The sequence below is a fragment of the Streptomyces physcomitrii genome, assembly GCF_012273655.1.
GTDB lineage: Bacteria > Actinomycetota > Actinomycetes > Streptomycetales > Streptomycetaceae > Streptomyces > Streptomyces physcomitrii.
In genome coordinates, this window is record NZ_JAAWWP010000012.1 from 246058 (window position 1) to 265106 (window position 19049).

Consider the following 19049-nt stretch of genomic DNA (forward strand, 5'->3'; position numbering starts at 1 on the left):
ACAGTCTTACACATGACGCCAATGCGTAAAAGTGAGGACGACATCCTCGACGCCGCACGGGAGTGCGTGGAGGCCTTCGGGGTGCGGCGCACCACGCTCACCGACGTGGCCCGCAGGGCGGGGGTGAGCAGGCCGACCGTCTACCGCTACTGGCCGGACATCTCCTCGCTCGTCGGCGACCTCATGACCCGCGAGCTGCGCGCGGTCTTCACCGCCTCCGCCGCCGCGGCCACCGAGGCCGACGCGCTCTCCCGGATCGTGCACGGCTGCACCGGCACCGTCGCCGCCGTCTGGCACCACTCGATGTTCAACCGCTTCGTCGACAGCGAGGCCGAACTGCTCGCCACCTACGTCTTCCACCGGCTCGGCTCCAGCCAGCTGGCGGCCCTGGAACTGCTGCTCGCCCAGATCGCCGAGGGCCAGCAGGACGGCTCGGTACGCGAAGGCGACCCGCAGGAGCTGGCCCGCATCGTGCTGCTCACCGTGCAGTCCATCGCCTCCTCGCGCCGCCTGGTCGAGGACGTCTTCACCGAGGAGCGGCTGCTCGCCTCCCTCGCCCGTCTGCTCGACGGCTATCTGCGCCCCCGGGAGGCCACCTCATGACCGCGCACCCCCCGACCGCGAAGTCCGGCCCCCGCTCCGCCTCGCTGAACGCCGGACGCCGGGCCCGCTCCCTCGAACTCCTCGGCGAGCGGCCCCGGGTGGACCTGCTCGTCGTCGGCGGCGGGGTCACCGGCGCCGGTATCGCCCTGGACGCCGCCTCCCGCGGGCTGAGCGTGGTCCTCGCCGAACGCCACGACCTCGCCCACGGCACCAGCCGCTGGAGCTCCAAGCTGGTCCACGGCGGACTGCGCTATCTGGCCTCCGGCGAGGTCGGCGTCGCCTACGAGAGCGCCCGCGAACGCGGTGTCCTGATGGGCCGCACCGCCCCGCACCTGGTCCGCGCGCTGCCCATGGTGCTGCCGCTGCACGAGGACGTCTCCCGGCTCCAGGCCGTGCTCACCCGGGCCGGCTTCCTCGCCGGGGACGCCCTGCGGCTGAGCGCCAAGGTCGGCGCCGGGAGCCTGCCGCCCTCCCGCCGCATCCCCGCCGCCCTGACCCTGGCCCTGGCCCCGGCCCTCGACCCCACCGGGCTGCGCGGCGGCCAGCTCTCCTACGACGGCCAGCTCGTCGACGACGCCCGTCTCGTGGTCGCCCTCGCCCGCACCGCGGCGGCCCACGGCGCGCACATCCTCACCCGCTGCTCCGCCGTCGAGCTGACCGGCGACGCCGCCCTGCTGCGTGACGAACTCACGGGCGACACCCTGGAGTTGAGCGCCCGCTGCGTCCTCAACGCCACCGGGGTCTGGGCCGACCGGCTGGTCCCAGGCGTACGTCTGCGCCCCAGCCGCGGCACCCATGTCGTCCTCCCCGCCGAGCTGCTCGGCAATCCGCGGGTGGCGGTGACCGTCCCGGTGCCCGGCGAGACCAACCGCTTCGTCTTCGCCCTGCCCCAGCCGGACGGCCGGGTCTACGCCGGACTCACCGACGAACCCCTCGACGCCCCCGTGCCGGAGGTGCCCGAGGCCCCCGAGCCGGATATCGCCTTCCTGCTCGGCACCCTCTCCCGGGTGCTCACGGTGAAGCTGCGCCGCGAGGACGTGATCGGCGCCTTCGCCGGACTGCGCCCGCTGCTCGACACCGGCACCGGCCGCAGCGCGGACCTCTCCCGCCGCCACGCGGTCCTCACCTCGCCCTCCGGGGTGATCACCGCGGTCGGCGGCAAGCTCACCACCTACCGGGCGATGGCCGAGGAGGCGGTGGACGCGGGTCTCGCCCGCGCCGGACTGCGCGCCGGACCCTGCCGCACCCGCACCCTGCCGCTGGTCGGCGCGGGCCCGGTCGAGCGCACCGCCGGGCTCCCGGCCCGCCTCGTCGCCCGCTACGGCAGCGAGGCCCCCGTGGTCCTCGCCGAGGCCGCCGGGGACGCCGCCCTGCTCGACCCGGTCGCGGCGCACATCACCGGGGCCGAACTGCGCTTCGCGGTACGGCACGAGGGCGCCCTCGACGAGGGCGACCTGCTCGACCGCCGTACCCGGATCGGCCTGGTCCCCGCCGACCGCGAGCGCGCGCTGCCCGCGGCCCGGGAGGCGCTGGCGGCCGGGGTGGCCTGAGGGCGGCACGGTGGCCTGAGGGCGGCACGTACGGGCGCCGGGCCCCGGCCGAGGGGGATCCGGCTCCCGTACGGGCACGTCCCTCAGGCGCGGTTCAGCTGCCTGCCGAGCACCCGGCTGCTCTGCGCCAGGAACTCGTGCATCGCGGCGCGGTACCGGTCCCGGCGCGACCGGTACGCGGCTTCCTCCACCTCGCCGCGTCGCCAGTAGGCCCCGAGCGCCTGGCCCGCGTCGTCGACTTCACGCAGGGCGGCCAGCAGACCGGCGTCCCGGGCCAGGATCTCCACCCGCGCGGAGGCCAGACGATGTGCCGCCAGGTCCCACTGGACCACCCGGCCTTCGAGGTCCAGCGCGTACTCCTCCCAGATGCGGTTGAGCAGATCCCCGCTCGATGCCGCCACCTGGGCACAGGCGTCCATGAGCAGCTCCATGGACTTGGCGCGTGCCTCGCTGCGCTTGGTCAGGTACTGCCCCAGTATCGCGATCGCCGCGCCGGTGACGGTGGCGAGAAGCGTCCCCCATGCGTCCATGCCCGGATGCTGCCCACCCTGCCCGCCCGCAGTCCGCGGTGGCCGGCGGCGCCGTGCACCGCGCGTCCCCTGCGGGCCGCCGGCTCCCCGCCCCGTGCGGAGGCCGCCCCGGTGCGGCCTCAGTACCGGGTGAGCGCGGTCGGCCCGGTCGCGGTGCCGATCGCCAGGTGCGGGTGGCGCCCTGGCTCGGCCCAGTCGAGGAGGCGCCGCATCGCCTCCTCGGGCACCGAGACGCAGCCCGCCGTCGCGCCCGCGCCGTTCACGTGCAGGAAGATCCCCGCACCCCGCCCGCGTACCGGCCGCTCGTAGTTGAAGCCGACCACCAGGGCGAGGCGGTACTGCGGGTCGTAGGAGGCCAGCCGCTCCGACTCGCCCGCCCGGCAGTCCGCCGCCAGCGGCTCGCTCCAGCGGTTGTACGCCGCGGAGCGGGTGTCCTCGCACCACCAGGAGTCCCCGGTCACCCGGCGGTAGGCGGTGGTGGTCCCGGCCGGGGCGGGGCGGGTCCCGAAGGCGTACGGCAGGTCGAAGAGTCCGGTGGGCGTCGTCCTGCCGCCCTGCTCGCGGGTGGTGCCCTCGGTCAGCCCGGCCACCCCGAAGCGCGCCGGGGCCGAGCCCGCCGCGGTCCACCGGCCGCCGCGCCGCTCCCACCAGGTCAGGGTGGACCGGGTGGCGCGCGCGTGCGGGGCCTCGGCGGTGAGCAGCTGGCTGCCGCCGCCGGTGTCGGCCATCCGGGCGGGCAGCGGCGGCCGGTCCCGGGCGCTCCCACCCGCGGGCGCGGCGGCGCCGCAGACGGCCAGGGCGGTGAGGGCGAGGGCGGTGGCGGCTCGGCGCATGCCCCGACGCTACGGGGCGGCGGTGGCGGGGGCAGCCCGGGACGGCCGTCCGCGGGGGCGGGGACCCCTCGTCCGGCCCCGGAGATCCGCCCGCCCGGCGGCCTGTCCGCCCGGAGGCCGGCACGTCCCGGGCCCGTTCGCCCCGCGGGCCCGGACCCGCTCGCCCCGCGCTCGGGGCCCGGACCCGCTCGCCTTGCGGCCGGGGCGCACCCTGCCCGCGGCCCGGATTACCCCTCCCGGCGGCCGGTGTGGCTCGCCGTCCCGCCTCGTGCCCGGGGTCACGATGACGGCATGACGAGCGGACGGACGACAGGTGGCGGGACGGGCGGCGAGCGGGGCCGGGCGGTGGCCATGGGCCGCGTGTACGACCCGGTGGATCCGGCGGCGGGCGCCCGGATCCTGGTGGACCGGCTCTGGCCCCGCGGCCTCTCCAAGGAGGCGGCCCGGCTGGACACCTGGCTGAAGGAGGTCGCCCCCTCCTCCGGGCTGCGCACCTGGTACGGCCATGAGCCCTCCCGCTACCGCGAGTTCGCCGGGCGCTACCGGGCCGAACTGGGCTCGGGACCGGCCGCCGAGGCCTTCGAGCGGCTCAGGCGGCGTACGGCCGAGGGCCCGGTGCTCCTGCTCACCGCGACGAAGGTGCTGGCGGAGAGCCATCTGACGGTGCTGCGCGACCTGCTCGGCGAGGGCACGGACGAGCGGAATTGACGAACCATGCAGAGCAATGCATACTCATGCATGTCAGCGAATGCACTGTGAGGAGAAACCCGTGACCGAGCGCGTCGTACTCGCCTACTCGGGCGGCCTGGACACCTCCGTCGCCATCGGCTGGATCGCCGAGGAGACGGGCGCCGAGGTCATCGCCGTTGCCGTGGACGTCGGCCAGGGCGGCGAGGACCTGGACGTCATCCGCAAGCGCGCGCTCGCCTGCGGTGCCGTCGAGGCCGAGGTCGCGGACGCCAAGGACGAGTTCGCCGAGGAGTACTGCCTCCCGGCGATCAAGGCCAACGCCCTCTACATGGACCGCTATCCGCTGGTCTCCGCCCTCTCCCGGCCGACCATCGTCAAGCACCTGGTGGCCGCCGCCCACAAGCACGGCGCCCAGGTCGTGGCGCACGGCTGCACCGGCAAGGGCAACGACCAGGTCCGGTTCGAGGCGGGCATCTCCTCGCTGGCCCCCGACCTGAAGTGCATCGCCCCGGTCCGCGACTACGCGATGACCCGGGACAAGGCGATCGCCTTCTGCGAGTCGAAGAACCTCCCGATCGCCACCACCAAGAAGTCCCCGTACTCCATCGACCAGAACGTCTTCGGGCGGGCCGTGGAGACCGGCTTCCTGGAGGACATCTGGAACGCGCCGATCGAGGACGTCTACGAGTACACCCAGAACCCGGCGGTGCCCCGTGAGGCCGACGAGGTCGTGCTCACCTTCGAGAAGGGCGTGCCGGTCGCCATCGACGGCAAGCCGGTGACCGTGCTCCAGGCCATCCAGCAGCTCAACGAGCGTGCGGGTGCCCACGGCATCGGCCGGATCGACATGGTCGAGGACCGCCTGGTGGGCATCAAGTCCCGCGAGGTCTACGAGGCACCCGGCGCGATCGCCCTGATCACCGCCCACCAGGAGCTGGAGAACGTCACCGTCGAGCGCGAACTCGCCCGCTACAAGCGGCAGGTGGAGCAGCGCTGGGGCGAACTCGTCTACGACGGCCTGTGGTTCTCCCCGCTCAAGCGCGCCCTGGAGGGCTTCATCGACGAGGCCAGCCAGCACGTCAGCGGCGACATCCGGATGACCCTCCAGGGCGGCCGGGCCGTCGTCACCGGCCGCCGCTCCGGGCAGTCGCTGTACGACTTCAACCTCGCCACCTACGACTCCGGCGACACCTTCGACCAGTCCAAGGCGCAGGGCTTCATCGACATCTTCGGGCTCTCCTCGAAGATCGCCGCCAAGCGCGACCTGGCCTGAGCACCTGCCTCGCCGGGGCCGCGCCGCCCCGTAGCCTGACACCGCCTCCCCGCCGCCTCGGCCGGGAGGCGGTCCGCCTCCGGGCCCGGCCCGGCGGCCGCAGACCTCCCTGTCCGTACTCGACGAAAGCAGTGGCAAGTGAGCAGCAACAGCGGTGACGTCCGGCTGTGGGGTGGCCGGTTCGCCGACGGGCCCGCCGAGGCCCTGGCCAGGCTGTCGGCCTCGGTGCACTTCGACTGGCGCCTGGCCCCGTACGACATCGCGGGATCGCGCGCGCACGCCCGCGTCCTGCACAAGGCGGAACTGCTCACCGCCGAGGAGCTGACCCGGATGCTGGCCGGGCTCGACCAGCTGGAGGCGGACGTCGCCGACGGCTCCTTCACCGGGACCGTCGCCGACGAGGACGTGCACACCGCCCTCGAACGCGGGCTCCTGGAGCGGCTCGGCCCCGACCTCGGCGGCAAGCTGCGCGCCGGGCGCTCCCGCAACGACCAGGTCGCCACCCTCTTCCGGATGTATCTGCGCGACCACGCGCGGATCATCGGCGGACTCCTCACCGACCTCCAGGAGGCCCTGACCGGCCTCGCCGAGGCGCACCCGGCCGTCGCGATGCCCGGGCGCACCCACCTCCAGCACGCCCAGCCGGTGCTCTTCTCGCACCACGTCCTCGCCCATGTGCAGTCCCTGTCCCGGGACGCCGAGCGGCTGCGGCAGTGGGACGCGCGCACCGCCGTCTCGCCGTACGGCTCCGGGGCGCTCGCCGGGTCCTCGCTCGGCCTGGACCCGGGGGCCGTCGCCGCGGACCTCGGCTTCGAGCACGGCTCGGCCGCCAACTCGATCGACGGCACCGCCTCGCGGGACTTCGCCGCCGAGTTCGCCTTCGTCACCGCGATGATCGGGGTGAACCTCTCCCGGATCGCCGAGGAGATCATCCTCTGGAACACGAAGGAGTTCTCCTTCGTCACCCTGCACGACGCCTTCTCCACCGGCTCCTCGATCATGCCGCAGAAGAAGAACCCGGACATCGCCGAGCTGGCCCGGGGCAAGTCCGGCCGCCTGATCGGCAATCTGACCGGGCTGCTCGCCACGCTCAAGGCCCTGCCGCTGGCGTACAACCGCGACCTCCAGGAGGACAAGGAGCCCGTCTTCGACTCCTGCGACCAACTGGAGGTCCTGCTCCCGGCGTTCACCGGGATGACGGCCACCCTCACGGTCAACGCGGCCCGCATGGAGGAACTGGCCCCGGCCGGCTTCTCGCTCGCCACCGACATCGCCGAGTGGCTGGTCAAGCAGGGCGTGCCCTTCCGTGTCGCGCACGAGGTCGCGGGGGAGTGCGTCAAGGAGTGCGAGTCCGCCGGGATCGAGCTGGACCAGCTCACCGACGAGCAGTTCGCCCGTATCTCCCCGCACCTGACCCCCGAGGTGCGCACCGTCCTCGATGTCCCCGGCGCCCTGGCCGCCCGCAACGGCCGCGGTGGCACCAGCCCTTCGGCGGTCGCCGTGCAACTCGCCGAGGTCAAGCAGGACTTGGCGGTGCAGCGGGCCTGGGCCGAGGCGAAGAGCTGAGCCGCGCGGCTCAGCGCCGGAAGAGTCCCCCGGAGTCCGCCGGGGCCGGACCCCGCGGGCCGGGGGGTCTCTCCGGGTCCGCCCCGGGCAGGTCCGCGCCCGCGGGGTAACCGGGGTGGCGCTCCAGCCAGTTGAGGTAGGCGGGGCTGCGGGCGACCGCGGCGGTGTAGGCCGCGGCGGCGTGCGCGGCGACCTCCTCGACCAGGGCGGGGCCCGGCACCCCGCGCCGCCAGATCAGGATGTGGCGGATGCTCAGCGGGGTGCGGGCCAGGCCCCGTACCGCGATGCCCGCCGTGTCGCGGAAGGTGGCCTGGCCGAGGCCCACCCCATGGCCCTCGCTGATCAGGTCGCGGGCGCCGGTGGCCTCGGTCTCGTGGGCGATCCGCGGGGTGAAGCCCGCCTCGGCGCACAGCCGCAGCAGGCACTCGCGCAGCCCGTTGTCGTCCATCGGGGGCACCACCCAGGTGGCGTCGGCGAGTTGGGCGATCTCCACCTCGGGGAGCCGGGCCAGCGGATGGCTCTCCGGCAGCAGGGCCATGGCCGGTTCCACGGCGATCACCCGGCTGCCGATCTCGGCGCCGAGCCGCAGCGGCCGCTCCACATGGTCCAGGACGCTGGCGAACTCCAGGGCCTGGTGGGCGATGAGCTGGACGAGCATCGCCGAGGAGGTCTCGGTGCGCAGGGTGACCTCGCCGGGGCTCTGTTCACCGAGGCGCCGTAAGGTGCCCGCCATGAGCGGGCCCGGCACCGCCCCGTAGCGGATCCGGCGCTGCTCCTCGCCCTGGGCGTTGTAGCGCAGCGACTCGTGGTGCAGGGCCTCCATCGCGGGCAGCACCTGCCGGGCCTTCGCCAGGACGAACTCGCCGAGCGGGGTGGGCACGGCGCCCCGCCGGTCGCGCACGAAGAGCAGCCCGCCGAGCCGGTTCTCGATCCGCTGGAGCTGGCCGGTGAGGGAGGGCTGCGAGACACCGAGCAGCGCCGCCGCCCGGGTCACGCTCCCCGCCTCGGCGACCGCGCGGACGACCTGGAGATGCCGGGTCTCAAGCACCATAGGGCGAGCCTATGAACCTCTGGGATGAGCCACAAGAGCGCCTCCGTACCCATAGTTGAGCTCCGATTTCAGGCGGCGATCCGGGGCGGGGCCAATCGTGACGAGCACGGAGGAAACAGCGTGGGAGATCCTGCGGACGGTCATGCGCCACCGCCGTGGCGCGCCCGGTGCCTGGCGGTGCGACACCCCGGGGGACGCCCCCTGCGAGCGGTGCCTGCTGCCCCATCTGGAGACCGTGCGGCAGCGGGTGCGGGCCGGGGAACCGGTGGTCTTCGTCCTCCCCGGCTTCCCCTGCAAATCGCCCAACCCGGCCAAGGTCCTCGGCGTACTCCCGGACCGGGCCGAGCAGTTGGCGCTGGAGTTCCTGGACGGGCTGTGCGCGCGGATCCGCGAGATCCATCCGCCGGGCGCCCGGATCGTGCTCTGCTCGGACGGCCGGGTCTTCAGCGAGCTGATCGATGTGCCGGACGCCCATATCACCGCCTACCAGGCCGAGTTGGGCCGGATGCTGACCGCCCTGCCCGGCGGCGCGCTCAGCCTGTTCAGCGCCGACGACCTGGCCGAGATGCGGGGCGAGCCCCATGAGCGGGTACGCGCCTGGCTGGACGACCACTACGGCGAGTCGGCCGAGGAACTGCGCGCCCAGGTGCGCGCGGACGCCGAGGTCCTGCGGCTCTACCGCGCCCTGACCCGCTTCCTCTTCGAGGACCGGCTCACCCCCGAACGGACCGAGAGCCGCAGCGCCCTGCAGCGCGAGGCCCGGCGCCGCGCCTACGGAGTGATCGGCCGCAGCCGCGCCTGGGGCACCCTGGTCTCCGCGCACTTCCCCGAGGCGGTACGGCTCTCGATCCACCCGCAGGACTGCGGATCGCCGAAGTTCGGCATCCGGCTGAGCGCGCGCGGCGAGGACGGCTGGCTCACCCCCTGGCACGCGGTCGCCGTCGAACGGGACGGCGTCTTCGCGCTCAGCCGCCGCTCGGAGGCGGAGGCCGAGGGCGCCCGGCTGGTCCACCGGGACGGCAGGCCGAGCCACTTCGTCGCCACCCGCACCGTGCCCCCGGCGCGCGAGAGCGCGGACCGCCCGCTCGCGCCCGCGGCCCGCCCCACCTGAACTCACGCGTAGCGCCCCGCGGTTCGGCAACACACGTCCGCCCCACGGCAGTTGGCCAACTCGCCCCGGTAGCAGCGCAGTTCGGCAACTCCGGTACGCAGCAACACCGTTCGGCTCGCCCGCGCCGGGCGCCCCGGCCGCGGGCACCTCAGGCCCCGTACCCCCACCCCCACCCAGGAGCCCCCATGACCCTCACCTCCGACCAGGCCCGGATCCCCGGGCTGAGCGCCATGGAGCCCTTCGGCGTACGCAGCCGGGCGGAGCGCGGGCAGCGGCTCACCGAGCTGCCGGTGCCCGCCCTGCGCGAACTGGTGCGCACCCACCGGCTCGTGCTGCTGCGCGGCTACGAAGTGCCCGCCGAGGCCGAGCAGTTGGCCGCCTGGTGCCGCCAGTGGGGCGAGGTGATGAGCTGGCCCTTCGGCGACGTACTGGAGCTGCGGGAGGCGCAGGACCCCACCGACCACATCTTCGACTGCTCCAGCGTGCCCTTCCACTGGGACGGGATGTACAAGCCCTTCGTCCCCGAGTTCCAGGTCTTCCACTGCCTGCGGGCACCCGGGCCCGAGGACGGCGGCGCCACCACCTTCTGCGACACGGTGCGGCTGCTCGACGAGGCGGATCCCGGCCTCCTCGACCGCTGGCGGCGGGTGACGGTGACCTACCGCATCGGGCAGGTCGTGCACTACGGCGGTAAGGCCGTCTCCCCGCTGCTCGTCGAGCACCCGGTCTCCGGCGCCCCGACCCTGCGCTTCAACGCCCCGCCGCCCGAGGAGGAGCCGGACTTCCTCAACCGGCCCGCCCACGAGTTCGCCGGGGTCGGGGCCGAGGACGTACCGGAACTGCTCGCCGGGCTGCGCGCGGCGCTCACCGACCCGCGCTGGTCCCTCGCCCACGCCTGGCAGGACGGCGACGTGGTGCTCGCCGACAACCACGCGCTGCTGCACGGCCGGGAGCGCTTCCGCAGCCGGGCCCCGCGCCATCTGCGCCGGGTGCACCTGCTCGGCGACCCGGCCCACGCCAACCCCGCCCTCGGATGAGCACCGCCGCCACGGGCCCGCTGACCGGCGCCGCCCCTGCCGCGCCCGGCGGCACCCTCCCGGCCCGCCGGGTGCGCGAGGTGCCCGGCACCACCTGGGCGGTGGCCGCCGCCACCGCGACCGCCTTCCTGCTCGCCTTCTGGGCCGTCGGCCGCACCGACCCGCACTACTACTACGCGGCCGCCGCCCGTTCCATGAGCGGCAGTTGGCGCAACTTCTGGTTCGGCGCCTACGACCCGGCCGGCTCCCTGACCGTCGACAAGGTCCCCGGCGCCCTGTGGTTCCCCGCGCTGTCCGTGCGGCTCTTCGGCGCCCACACCTGGGCGCTGCTCCTGCCGCAGGCGCTGGCCGCCGCGCTCACCGTGCCGGTGCTCCACTCCGCCGTACGCCGCTGGGCGGGCCCGGCGGCCGGGGCGGCCGCCGCCGCGGTCTTCGCGCTGAGCCCGGTCACCGTGGTCCTCGCCCGGGTCGACATCCCCGACACCTTCCTCGTGCTCTTCCTGGTCTGCGCCGCCCGCTCCGCCTCCCGCGCGCTCCAGGAGGACCGCCGGGGCCCGCTCCTCGCGGCGGCGCTCTGGGTCGGGGCGGCCTTCCACATCAAGATGGCGGCGGCCTATCTGGTGCTGCCCGCGCTGGCGCTCGCCTACGGGGTCGCCGCGGCCGGGAGCCTGCGGCGGCGGCTCGGGCGGCTGGCCCTCGCCGGGGCGGTGGTGCTCGCGTCCAGCGCTGTCTGGCCGCTGTCCGTGGCGCTGACCCCGGCCGCGCACCGCCCCTACGTGGACGGCAGCGCCCACAACTCGGTCTGGGAGATGCTCCTCCACTACAACGGGCTGAGCCGCTTCACCGACGAGGCCGACCTCTCCGGCGGCTCCCTCGCCAGTTTCCTCACCGACTTCGGGGGCCCGCCCGGCGTCTTCCGGCTCACCGGCGGCCAACTCGGCCCCGAGGTGGGCTGGTTGCTGCCGCTCGCGGTGGCCGCCGCGCTCGCCGGGCTGCTCGCCCGCCGCGGACGCCCCCGGACCGACCCGGTGCGCGCGGGCTGGCTCCTGTGGGGCACCTGGCTGCTCGTGCACGCGGTGGTGCTGAGCGCGGCCCGGGCCGTGCACCCGTACTACACGGCCGCCCTGGTCCCCGCGGTCGCCGCGCTCACCGGCGCGGGCCTGGTCCTCGCCGCCCGCGCCTGGACGGCGGGCACACGGCCGGGACCGCTGCTGCCGCTCGCGGTCCTTCTCGGCGGCGCCTGGGCGGTGGTGCTCTCGGCCCGGGGCGAGGCCCCGCTGTGGCAGTCCACCCTGGTCGCGGCGGTGACGGTGAGCGCGGCCGCCGTACTCGCCGCGGGCCCCGCGGTGCTGCGGGGCCGGGGCGCCGGGACGCCCGCCGACGCCGGGACTCCGGCCGAGTCCGTGACTCCCGCCGACTCCGAGACCCCTGCTGCCTTCGAGGCTGCCGCCGAGTCCGAGTCCGCCACCGACTCCCGCCCGGCCGTCACCCAGGCCGCCGCCCCGGATCCCGTCACGGCCACTGCGCGGGCCGCCGCCCCCGCCGTCCTGACCCGGGCGCTCGCCCTGGCCGCCGTCGCGCTGCTCTGCGGTCCTGGGCTCTGGGCGCTGTCCGCCTCGGGGCGGCCCTTCACCGGGCTGACCGGACTGAACCCGGTCTCCGCCCGGAGCACCACGCTGCCCGCCCCCGCCATGGCGGCCCTGCACGGCTTCCCCCCTGACCTCAGGCTCCCTCCCGAGATGGGCACCATGAACATGACCGCCCCGCACGCGGGCCTGCTCGCCTACACCGAGGCCCACCACCGCGGCGAGCGCTACGTCCTCGCCGTACCCACCGCGAACACCGCCGCCCCCTACCTCCGCGCGGGCCGCAGCGTGCTGCCGATGGGCGGCTTCACCGGCGCGGCCCCGGTGCCCTCGACCGCGGGCCTGGCCCGCCTGGTCTCCTCGGGGGAGCTGCGCTATGTGATGACCGGCGGCTTCCACGGCGCGATGGGCGGGCGGCCCGCCCGGGAGCGCCAGGGCTGGGTGGCCGGGCACTGCGCCGAGGTGCCGCCCGCCCGCTACCGCTCCCAGCACGTCTCCGGACCGCCCGGCGCCCCCGAGCGCCTCTGGGACTGCGCCGCCGCCGGGGGCGAGCGGTGAACCGCCGGGGAGAGGCGGCGACCGCGCCGCGAGCCGGGCGCCTCGGGCCCGCCGCCCGGGCGGCGCTGTGGACCGTACCGCTCTCGGTGGCGCTGCTCGCCCTGCACGCCCTGGTGCACTGGCACCAGACCGGCTTCGTCGTCATGAGCGACTTCTTCGACCTGTCGGTGTACCGGGCGGGCGGCGAGGCGCTGCGCGAGGGCACCCCGCTGTACGAACAGCGCCTGGGCGGCGGTCAGTTCTCCTTCACCTACCCGCCCTTCGCGGCGCTGCTCTTCGCCCCGCTGACCGTCCTCCCGCTCGGCCTCTGGCAGGCCCTGGTCTTCCCGGTGGGCCTGGCCATGCTGGCGGGCACCGTGCTCCTCGTGCTGCGCGCCGCCGGGGTACGGGGCCGCCCCGCCTGGGCCTGGTGCGCGGCGCTCACCGCGCTGCTGCTCTGGCTGGAGCCGGTGGCCTGGACGCTGTACCTCGGCCAGGTCAACCTGGCGCTGATGCTGCTCATCGTGGCGGACCTGGCGGGCGGCGGCTCCCCGGGCCGGGCGCGGCTGCGGGGCGTGGGCGTCGGCATCGCCGCCGGGATCAAGCTGACCCCGGCGATCTTCGTGGCGTATCTGCTGCTGACCCGGCAGTACCGGGCCGCGGCCACCGCGAGCGCGACCGCGGCGGCGACCGTGGGGCTCGGCTTCCTCGCCGCCGGTTCCGACAGCCTGGACTACTGGGGCGGCACCTTCCTGGAGTCCGAGCGCATCGGCGAGGTGGCGAGCCAGATGAACCAGTCCGTGCACGGCACCGTCGCCCGGCTGACCGACACCGCCGAACCCTCCCTCCTGGTGTGGGGACCGCCCGCGCTGCTGCTCGCGGTGCTCGGCCTCGCCCTCGCCGCGGCGGCGCACCGGCGCGGGCTGCCGCTGCTCGGCCTGAGCCTGTGCGGACTCACCGGGGCGGCCGTCTCGCCGATCTCCTGGAGCCACCACTGGGTGTGGTTCGTGCCGCTCGTGGTGCTCGCGGCCTGCGCCCGCCCCTGGCCGCCGCCGCGCCTCGCGGTGCCCGCGCTCGCGGTCTTCGCCCTGCTCACCCTCGCCTGGCCGGTGCACTTCTTCACCGGCCACCGCATGGACCGCCCCCCGCTCGGCCTGGTGGCCCTGCCCGAGTGGCACGGCCTCGAACTCCTCTACGGCAACGGCTACTTGCTCCTGTACGCCGGGACCCTGGCCCTGTGCGCCGCGACCCTGCGTACGAGGCGGCCCGCCGGGACCGGGGAGGCTACCCGGCGCGGCTCTCCGGCCCGGCCCCCGGCACCGGACGGAGCGCGATGAGGGCGATGTCGTCGTGGTTGTCCACGGGCCGGGTCAGCTCGATCAGGCGGTCGCAGAACTCCCCGAGGGGCCGCCGGGCCAGCCAGGAGGCGTGCGCGCTGAGCCGGGTGAGCCCGTCCTGGAGCGAGCTGCTGCGCGTCTCGACGAGTCCGTCCGTGTAGAGCACCACCGTCGAGTGCGGGGACAGCGCGGTCACCGCGTCGGTACGGGTGCTGGGCAGATCGGTGCCGAGCAGCATGCCCTCGCCGCCCTGGAGGAAGTCCGTGCGGCCGTCGTGGCGCACCACCAGCGGCGGCGGGTGGCCCGCGTTGGTCCAGCGCAGCCGCCAGGGCCCGCCCTCGGGGCCTTCGAGGCGGCCCATCACCATGGTCGCCATCGGGGCGTCGCTGATGTGCCCGAGGGCGCGGTCCAGGCGGGAGACCACGGCACCGGGCGAGGTTTCCTCACCCCAGGCGAAGGCGCGCAGCATGTTGCGGACCTGGGACATGTACGCGGCGGCGGCCAGATCGTGCCCGACCACGTCGCCGATCACCATCGCCACCGAGCCGTCCGGCAGCGGGAAGGCGTCGTACCAGTCACCGCCCACCTTCGAGGCGTGCGGGGCCGGTTCGTAGCGGGCGCAGACCTCCATGCCGAGGATCTTCGGCATCGGCGGCAGCAGGTGCCGCTGCATGTTCTCGGCGACCCGGCGCTGGCCCTCGTAGAGCTGGGCGTTGTCCACCGCGAGGCCCGCCCGGCGGGCGATGTCGTCGACCAGGGCGAGATCGGTCGCGCCGAAGGGGCGCTTCTGGTCGGCGCGGCCGACGGTGAGCGCGCCGATGATCCGCCCGCCGGTGCCGCCCATCGCCCGCAGCGGGGCGATCACCGCCGAGTGCATGCCGGTGGAGCGGAAGAAGTCCTGCTGGATCTCGGTGAGCGGGGAGTCCGGCGGCACCGCGTAGTCCTCGGCGCGCACCAGGACGGCGGCCCCGCCGCGCAGCGCCTGGGAGAGCGGCATCCGGGAGGTCTCGGAGGCCGCGGGCAGCGGGCCGAGGAACTCCTCCATGTTGACGTACTCGCCGTCCCAGTAGCGGACCACGGCGACCCGGCGCACCTCGCCCTCCTCGCCGATCAGGTCGACCACCGCCCAGTCCGCCAATCGGGGCACGATCAGGCCGACCAGCGCGCGCAGCGCCTTGTCGGTGTCCAGGGAGGAGGTGAGCACCGTGGTGGACTCGGCGACCAGGGCCAGCCGGTCGGCCACGTCCGAGGAGGAGGAACCGGCGCCCTCGGCCGTCAGGTCCGGGGCCTCGAAGAAGAGGACGGCGCCGCCCGGTTCGCGCGGATCGGCGAAGGGCGCCATCAGGCAGGTCACGGCGATGACACCGCCGTCGCCGCGGGCGAACCACTCGGTGCCCGACAGCAGCGTCTGGCCGCTGAGGAAGGCCTGGGTGAGGCGGCAGGCGGAGCGCTGGAGCGGGGCCCCGTTCTCGGTGCGGTGCAGGTGGTCGTGGGCGTCGCGGCCGATCAGCTCGGCGGCGCCGCGGCCGAGCAGCTCCTCCGCCCGGGGGCTGACCGCGGTGATGGTGCCCGCCCCGTCCTGGACGAAGACGCCGGTCTCCAGGGTGTCGAGGAGCTTCCCCAGCAGGCCGGGATCGGCCTTCGGGGAGCTGGCCGGGCCGCCGTCGCCTGCCACGTCCGCGGCCCCTTTCTGGCGTTCCTCGCGCTCCTCGCGGGTGCGCGCTCCGAGGTCTCCAGGCTCGCCCGCCCGCGCCCGCTCCGCCATCCGGGCCCGGCGGGGAGCGGGCGGTACGCCGGTGGGGGAGCGGGGCCGGGTACACCGAGGGGGGCGGGCACCGGGTGCCCGCCCCCCTCGGTCAGCCGGTGCGCCGGGTCAGGCGGCCTTGGCCTTGGTGGCGTACATGTCCACGTACTCCTGGCCGGACAGGCGCATCACCTCGGCCATCACGGAGTCGGTCACCGCGCGCAGGACGTAGCGGTCGCGGTCCATGCCCTCGTAGCGGGAGAACTCCATGGGGGTGCCGAAGCGGACGGTGACCCGGCCGGGGCGGGGCAGTCCCGCGCCGCCGGGCTGGAGCTTGTCGGTGCCGATCATGGCGAAGGGGACGACCGGGGCGCCGGTCATCAGGGTGAGCCGGGCGATGCCGGTGCGGCCGCGGTACAGGCGGCCGTCGGGGGAGCGGGTGCCCTCCGGGTAGATGCCGAAGATGCGGCCGTCCTCCAGGATCCGGCGGCCGGTCATCAGCGCGGCGACCCCGCCGTTCGCGCCGTCGCGGTCCACCGGGACCATGCCGACGCCGGTGAAGAACCAGGCCATCAGGCGGCCCTTGACGCCCTTGCCGGTGACGTACTCGTCCTTGCCGATGAAGAAGACCTGGCGTTCGCAGACCAGCGGCAGGATGAGCGAGTCGATGAAGGTGAGGTGGTTGCCGGCGAGGATCACCGGACCGTCGCCGGGGATGTGCTCCGCGCCCTCCACCCGCGTGCGGAACATCAGGCGCATGACCGGTCCGAAAACCGCCTTGATGAGCGCGAAACGGGACAACTGACCCTCCGGAGCCAAGCGATCGACGGCGAAGTCTGTGCAGGTGAGGACCTTACTCGGGGACAGGGCTCCGGCGCACACCGGCCGGTCCGTGGCGTACGGTCCCGGGCGCCCGGTTCGCGGCCCCGCGCGCCCCGCTGTCCGGCCCGGTCCGCCAAGTCCCGCCCGCCCGGCGGCCCTTGTGCCGCCGTCCGCCGGTCACCCGAACACACCCCTGAGTTCCGGCGCGGGTATCCCGTACGCCATGTGGCGGCACCTACGATCTGACTCGATTTCGCAGGTGCCACAACCGGTTCAGGACAGCAGTCAGGGAAGGAAAGCCGATGGCGAAGCAGGGCTTTGACGGCGAGCAGGACAGGGGCGCGGGTCCGCGGCAGGGCGGTACGGGGCGCAGGGCGCTGCTCGGCGCGGCGGTGGCCGGAGCGGGGGCGGCCGTCCTCGGCGTGCCCTCGGTCGCCGGGGCCGCGAGCCGGGACCGCGGGGGCGCGCACGCGCTGCCGGTGCCCACCGTCGTCGGCCACCGGGGGTCGAGCGGCTACCGGCCCGAGCACACCCTCGGCTCCTACCAGCTGGCCCTCGACCTCGGCGCGGACGTCGTCGAGCAGGACCTGGTCCCCACCAAGGACGGGCATCTGGTCTGCCGTCACGAGAACGACATCACCGCCACCACCGATGTCGCCCAGCACCCGGAGTTCGCCGGCCGCAAGACCACCAAGAGCATCGACGGGGTGCAGCTCACCGGCTGGTTCACCGAGGACTTCACGCTGGCCGAGCTGAAGACCCTGCGCGCGATCGAGCGCATCCCGGGCAACCGCCAGCACAACACCCTCTACAACGGCCGCTGGGAGATCCCCACCTTCGAGGAGGTCCTCGACTGGGCCGAGCGCGAGGGCCGCAGGCGGGGCCGCCCCGTCTGGCTGCACACCGAGACCAAGCACCCCACGTACTTCCGCGGGCTCGGCCTCGGTCTGGAGGAGCCGCTGGTGCGGCTGCTGCGCAAGTACGGCCGCCACCGGAAGAACGCGCCCCAGTTCCTGCAGTCCTTCGAGCCGAGCAGCATCCAGCGGCTCGCGAAGCAGGTGGCGGGACCGCGGGTGGTGCTGCTGTCCACCGCCGACAGCCGCCCCTGGGACTTCGTGGAGTCCGGCGACCCGCGCACCGTCGCCGACCTCATCACGCCCAAGGGCCTGAAGTGGATGGCGGGCTTCGCGCAGGGCATCGGCCCGACCCTCGACCTGGTCATCCCCAAGGACGCCGCGGGCAAGCTGACCGAGCCGACCACCCTGGTCCGGGACGCGCACGCGGCAGGCCTGATCCTGCACCCGTACACCATGCGCAACGAGAACACCTTCCTGCCCGCGGACTTCCGGCGCGGCAGCGACCCGAACGCCTACGGGGACGCCTTCGGCGCCTTCCAGGTGTACTTCGCGACCGGCATCGACGGCATCTTCTCCGACAACCCGGACACCGCACTGCTCGCCCGCGAGGACTTCGTCAACAAGGGCTGAGCCGCGCCCCCTTGGAGTGCATCGCGGCCGCCCGGGCAACCAACCGCCGGGCGGCCGCGTGCCTTCGGGCATGACCTGCCGAATCACCCCTTATGTCCCTGAGGCCCGCGAGGAGCTGTACGCCGGGCTGCGGCCCCTGCTGACCGCCGAGGCCGCGGCCGAGGCCGCCGCGGTCCGCGCCGAGCCCGCCGACCTCGAACAGGGCGTCTGGCTGCGCCTCCTGGAGCGCCTCGCCGCCGAGGGCCCGCCCGCCGAGCCCGCCCGCTGGCTGCGCGCCGCCGTCCGCGCCGAGGCCCGCGGCTGGCGGCACCGGACGCGCTGGGAGGCGGAAGGCGCCCCGGAGCCCGGCGAGTTCACGGAGCGCCTCGCCGCCCGCACCCCGGAGCAGCTCGCCGTCGACGCGCAGCAGCGGGCGCGGCTGCACGCGGTGGTGCGCCGGCTGCCCGGCCGCTGCGCCGCGCTGGTCACCGCGCTTCTGTCGCCCGAGGACCGTACCTACCGGGAAATCGCAGGGGAGTTGGGTATCTCACAGGGGAGTCTGGGGCCGGAACGTTCCCGTTGCCTGGGATGTCTGCGCAGAATGCTGGCGGCGGAGGTTGCCGCCCCCGAAGCCTGGGAAAAGGAGTGGGGGACAACCTGAGGCACGGGTGAGCGGAGGCGTGTGCAGATGGGCATGAGCGTGACCATCGCGGCAGCTGGGGAGCGGGACGCGGAGCAGATCCTCAAGCTCCAGTACCTCTGCTACCAGAGCGAGGCCGCCCGCTACGGCGACTACTCCCTCGAACCCCTCACCCAGCCGCTCGCCTCCGTCCAGGAGGAACTGCGCACCGGCACCGTCCTGGTGGCCCGGCTCGGCCAGGAGGTCGTCGCCTCCGTGCGCGGCACCCTCGACGCCGAGGGCACCGGGCACATCGGCAAGCTCATCGTCCACCCCCGGATGCAGCGGCACGGCCTCGGCGGGCGGCTGCTCGCCGCCATGGAGTCCCGGCTCGGCGAGGCGGGCGCCGTCAAGCGGTACCAGCTCTTCACCGGGCACCGCAGCGAGGGCAATCTGCGCCTGTACCGCAAGCACGGCTACACCCCGCTCAGCAGCGAGCGGGTGGACAGCAGGCTCACCGTCGTCACCCTGGTCAAGGGCGCGGAGGCCGGCGCGTACGTCAAGAGCGCCTAGGTGCTGTCCGGCGGATCACTGGCGGAGCCAAAGTCGAATGGCCGCGGCGGTGACGGTGCCGTGGAAGACGTAGGCCCGCTTGTCGTAACGGGTCGCGACCGCGCGGGAGTTCTTGAGTCGG

The 19049-nt window shown here is 74.7% G+C and carries 17 protein-coding genes and 1 pseudogene; 12 read left to right on the plus strand and 6 right to left on the minus strand.

Translation table 11 applies throughout. The features are described from left to right. Positions 1–21 precede the first annotated feature (21 nt). Both HFV08_RS20610 and HFV08_RS20615 read left to right on the plus strand, forming a co-directional pair. Positions 22–603, plus strand: coding sequence for a TetR/AcrR family transcriptional regulator (locus tag HFV08_RS20610; RefSeq protein WP_210430554.1), 582 nt, complete (start codon positions 22–24; stop codon positions 601–603). Then, complete coding sequence (locus HFV08_RS20615; RefSeq protein ID WP_168541206.1) at positions 600–2153, plus strand: glycerol-3-phosphate dehydrogenase/oxidase; 1554 nt, start codon at positions 600–602, stop codon at positions 2151–2153. The genes HFV08_RS20610 and HFV08_RS20615 overlap by 4 nt, the downstream gene beginning before the upstream one ends. A gap of 83 nt (positions 2154–2236) precedes the next feature. Here HFV08_RS20615 and HFV08_RS20620 read toward each other — a convergent pair whose 3' ends face one another. Together HFV08_RS20620 and HFV08_RS20625 are read right to left on the minus strand one after the other, a co-directional pair. Next, positions 2237–2683 carry a hypothetical protein gene (locus HFV08_RS20620; protein WP_168541207.1) on the minus strand — a complete coding sequence of 149 codons (447 nt, stop codon included), beginning with the start codon at positions 2681–2683 and terminating at the stop codon, positions 2237–2239. 119 nt (positions 2684–2802) lie between these two features. Further along, on the minus strand, positions 2803–3516 hold the full coding sequence (locus tag HFV08_RS20625) for a L,D-transpeptidase family protein (RefSeq protein WP_168541208.1): 714 nt from the start codon (positions 3514–3516) through the stop codon (positions 2803–2805). Between the two features lie 291 nt (positions 3517–3807). Between HFV08_RS20625 and HFV08_RS20630 the strand changes: the two genes are divergently transcribed. From HFV08_RS20630 to argH, 3 genes are all read left to right on the plus strand, one after another. Further along, on the plus strand, positions 3808–4224 hold the full coding sequence (locus HFV08_RS20630) for a DUF488 domain-containing protein (protein WP_168541209.1): 417 nt from the start codon (positions 3808–3810) through the stop codon (positions 4222–4224). Positions 4225–4285: 61 nt separating this feature from the next. Further along, a complete protein-coding gene (locus tag HFV08_RS20635; RefSeq protein WP_168541210.1) occupies positions 4286–5479 on the plus strand; it encodes an argininosuccinate synthase in 1194 nt (397 codons plus the stop codon). Positions 5480–5617: 138 nt separating this feature from the next. Beyond that, on the plus strand, positions 5618–7045 hold the full coding sequence (gene argH / locus HFV08_RS20640) for an argininosuccinate lyase (RefSeq protein ID WP_168541211.1): 1428 nt from the start codon (positions 5618–5620) through the stop codon (positions 7043–7045). Between the two features lie 10 nt (positions 7046–7055). On the opposite strand, the gene HFV08_RS20645 is transcribed toward argH, so the two are convergent. Continuing rightward, positions 7056–8096: a LysR family transcriptional regulator gene (locus HFV08_RS20645; protein WP_168541212.1), complete on the minus strand. Its 1041-nt coding sequence runs from the start codon at positions 8094–8096 to the stop codon at positions 7056–7058. A gap of 97 nt (positions 8097–8193) precedes the next feature. Between HFV08_RS20645 and HFV08_RS20650 the strand changes: the two genes are divergently transcribed. The 4 genes from HFV08_RS20650 (at position 8194) to HFV08_RS20665 (ending at position 13704) form a co-directional block, all read left to right on the plus strand. Then, entirely contained in the window at positions 8194–9207 is a 1014-nt protein-coding gene (locus HFV08_RS20650; protein ID WP_312885758.1) for an L-tyrosine/L-tryptophan isonitrile synthase family protein, read from the plus strand. 185 nt (positions 9208–9392) lie between these two features. Continuing rightward, positions 9393–10244: a TauD/TfdA dioxygenase family protein gene (locus HFV08_RS20655; RefSeq protein WP_210430556.1), complete on the plus strand. Its 852-nt coding sequence runs from the start codon at positions 9393–9395 to the stop codon at positions 10242–10244. Then, a complete protein-coding gene (locus HFV08_RS20660; RefSeq protein ID WP_168541213.1) occupies positions 10241–12388 on the plus strand; it encodes an ArnT family glycosyltransferase in 2148 nt (715 codons plus the stop codon). Before HFV08_RS20655 ends, HFV08_RS20660 begins: the two co-directional genes overlap by 4 nt. Beyond that, positions 12385–13704, plus strand: a complete 1320-nt coding sequence (locus HFV08_RS20665; RefSeq protein ID WP_168541214.1) for a glycosyltransferase 87 family protein — start codon at positions 12385–12387, stop codon at positions 13702–13704. The genes HFV08_RS20660 and HFV08_RS20665 overlap by 4 nt, the downstream gene beginning before the upstream one ends. On the opposite strand, the gene HFV08_RS20670 is transcribed toward HFV08_RS20665, so the two are convergent. Then, positions 13652–15379, minus strand: a complete 1728-nt coding sequence (locus HFV08_RS20670) for a SpoIIE family protein phosphatase (protein WP_312885759.1) — start codon at positions 15377–15379, stop codon at positions 13652–13654. The genes HFV08_RS20665 and HFV08_RS20670 overlap by 53 nt on opposite strands. A 198-nt stretch (positions 15380–15577) precedes the next feature. Continuing rightward, positions 15578–16207, minus strand: a complete 630-nt coding sequence (locus tag HFV08_RS20675) for a lysophospholipid acyltransferase family protein (RefSeq protein ID WP_246341913.1) — start codon at positions 16205–16207, stop codon at positions 15578–15580. 365 nt (positions 16208–16572) lie between these two features. Between HFV08_RS20675 and HFV08_RS20680 the strand changes: the two genes are divergently transcribed. The 3 genes from HFV08_RS20680 (at position 16573) to HFV08_RS20690 (ending at position 18928) form a co-directional block, all read left to right on the plus strand. Beyond that, positions 16573–17757 (plus strand): glycerophosphodiester phosphodiesterase, encoded by a 1185-nt coding sequence (locus tag HFV08_RS20680; RefSeq protein ID WP_168541217.1) that lies wholly within the window; start codon positions 16573–16575, stop codon positions 17755–17757. A 70-nt stretch (positions 17758–17827) separates the two neighbouring features. Then, on the plus strand, positions 17828–18397 hold the full coding sequence (locus HFV08_RS20685; protein WP_168541218.1) for an RNA polymerase sigma factor: 570 nt from the start codon (positions 17828–17830) through the stop codon (positions 18395–18397). A 27-nt stretch (positions 18398–18424) separates the two neighbouring features. Beyond that, entirely contained in the window at positions 18425–18928 is a 504-nt protein-coding gene (locus HFV08_RS20690) for a GNAT family N-acetyltransferase (protein WP_168541219.1), read from the plus strand. 15 nt (positions 18929–18943) lie between these two features. Here HFV08_RS20690 and HFV08_RS20695 read toward each other — a convergent pair. Beyond that, positions 18944–19049: pseudogene (locus HFV08_RS20695) on the minus strand (IS5/IS1182 family transposase); the annotation flags it as partial.

Coding starts and splice junctions, on each gene's coding strand:
- HFV08_RS20610 (WP_210430554.1), top strand. CDS start 22: ATGCGTAAAAGTGAGGACGACATCCTCGACGCCGCACGGGAGTGCGTG.
- HFV08_RS20615 (WP_168541206.1), top strand. CDS start 600: ATGACCGCGCACCCCCCGACCGCGAAGTCCGGCCCCCGCTCCGCCTCG.
- HFV08_RS20620 (WP_168541207.1), bottom strand. CDS start 2,683: ATGGACGCATGGGGGACGCTTCTCGCCACCGTCACCGGCGCGGCGATC.
- HFV08_RS20625 (WP_168541208.1), bottom strand. CDS start 3,516: ATGCGCCGAGCCGCCACCGCCCTCGCCCTCACCGCCCTGGCCGTCTGC.
- HFV08_RS20630 (WP_168541209.1), top strand. CDS start 3,808: ATGACGAGCGGACGGACGACAGGTGGCGGGACGGGCGGCGAGCGGGGC.
- HFV08_RS20645 (WP_168541212.1), bottom strand. CDS start 8,096: ATGGTGCTTGAGACCCGGCATCTCCAGGTCGTCCGCGCGGTCGCCGAG.
- HFV08_RS20655 (WP_210430556.1), top strand. CDS start 9,393: ATGACCCTCACCTCCGACCAGGCCCGGATCCCCGGGCTGAGCGCCATG.
- HFV08_RS20660 (WP_168541213.1), top strand. CDS start 10,241: ATGAGCACCGCCGCCACGGGCCCGCTGACCGGCGCCGCCCCTGCCGCG.
- HFV08_RS20675 (WP_246341913.1), bottom strand. CDS start 16,207: ATGCGCCTGATGTTCCGCACGCGGGTGGAGGGCGCGGAGCACATCCCC.
- HFV08_RS20680 (WP_168541217.1), top strand. CDS start 16,573: ATGGCGAAGCAGGGCTTTGACGGCGAGCAGGACAGGGGCGCGGGTCCG.
- HFV08_RS20685 (WP_168541218.1), top strand. CDS start 17,828: ATGACCTGCCGAATCACCCCTTATGTCCCTGAGGCCCGCGAGGAGCTG.
- HFV08_RS20690 (WP_168541219.1), top strand. CDS start 18,425: ATGGGCATGAGCGTGACCATCGCGGCAGCTGGGGAGCGGGACGCGGAG.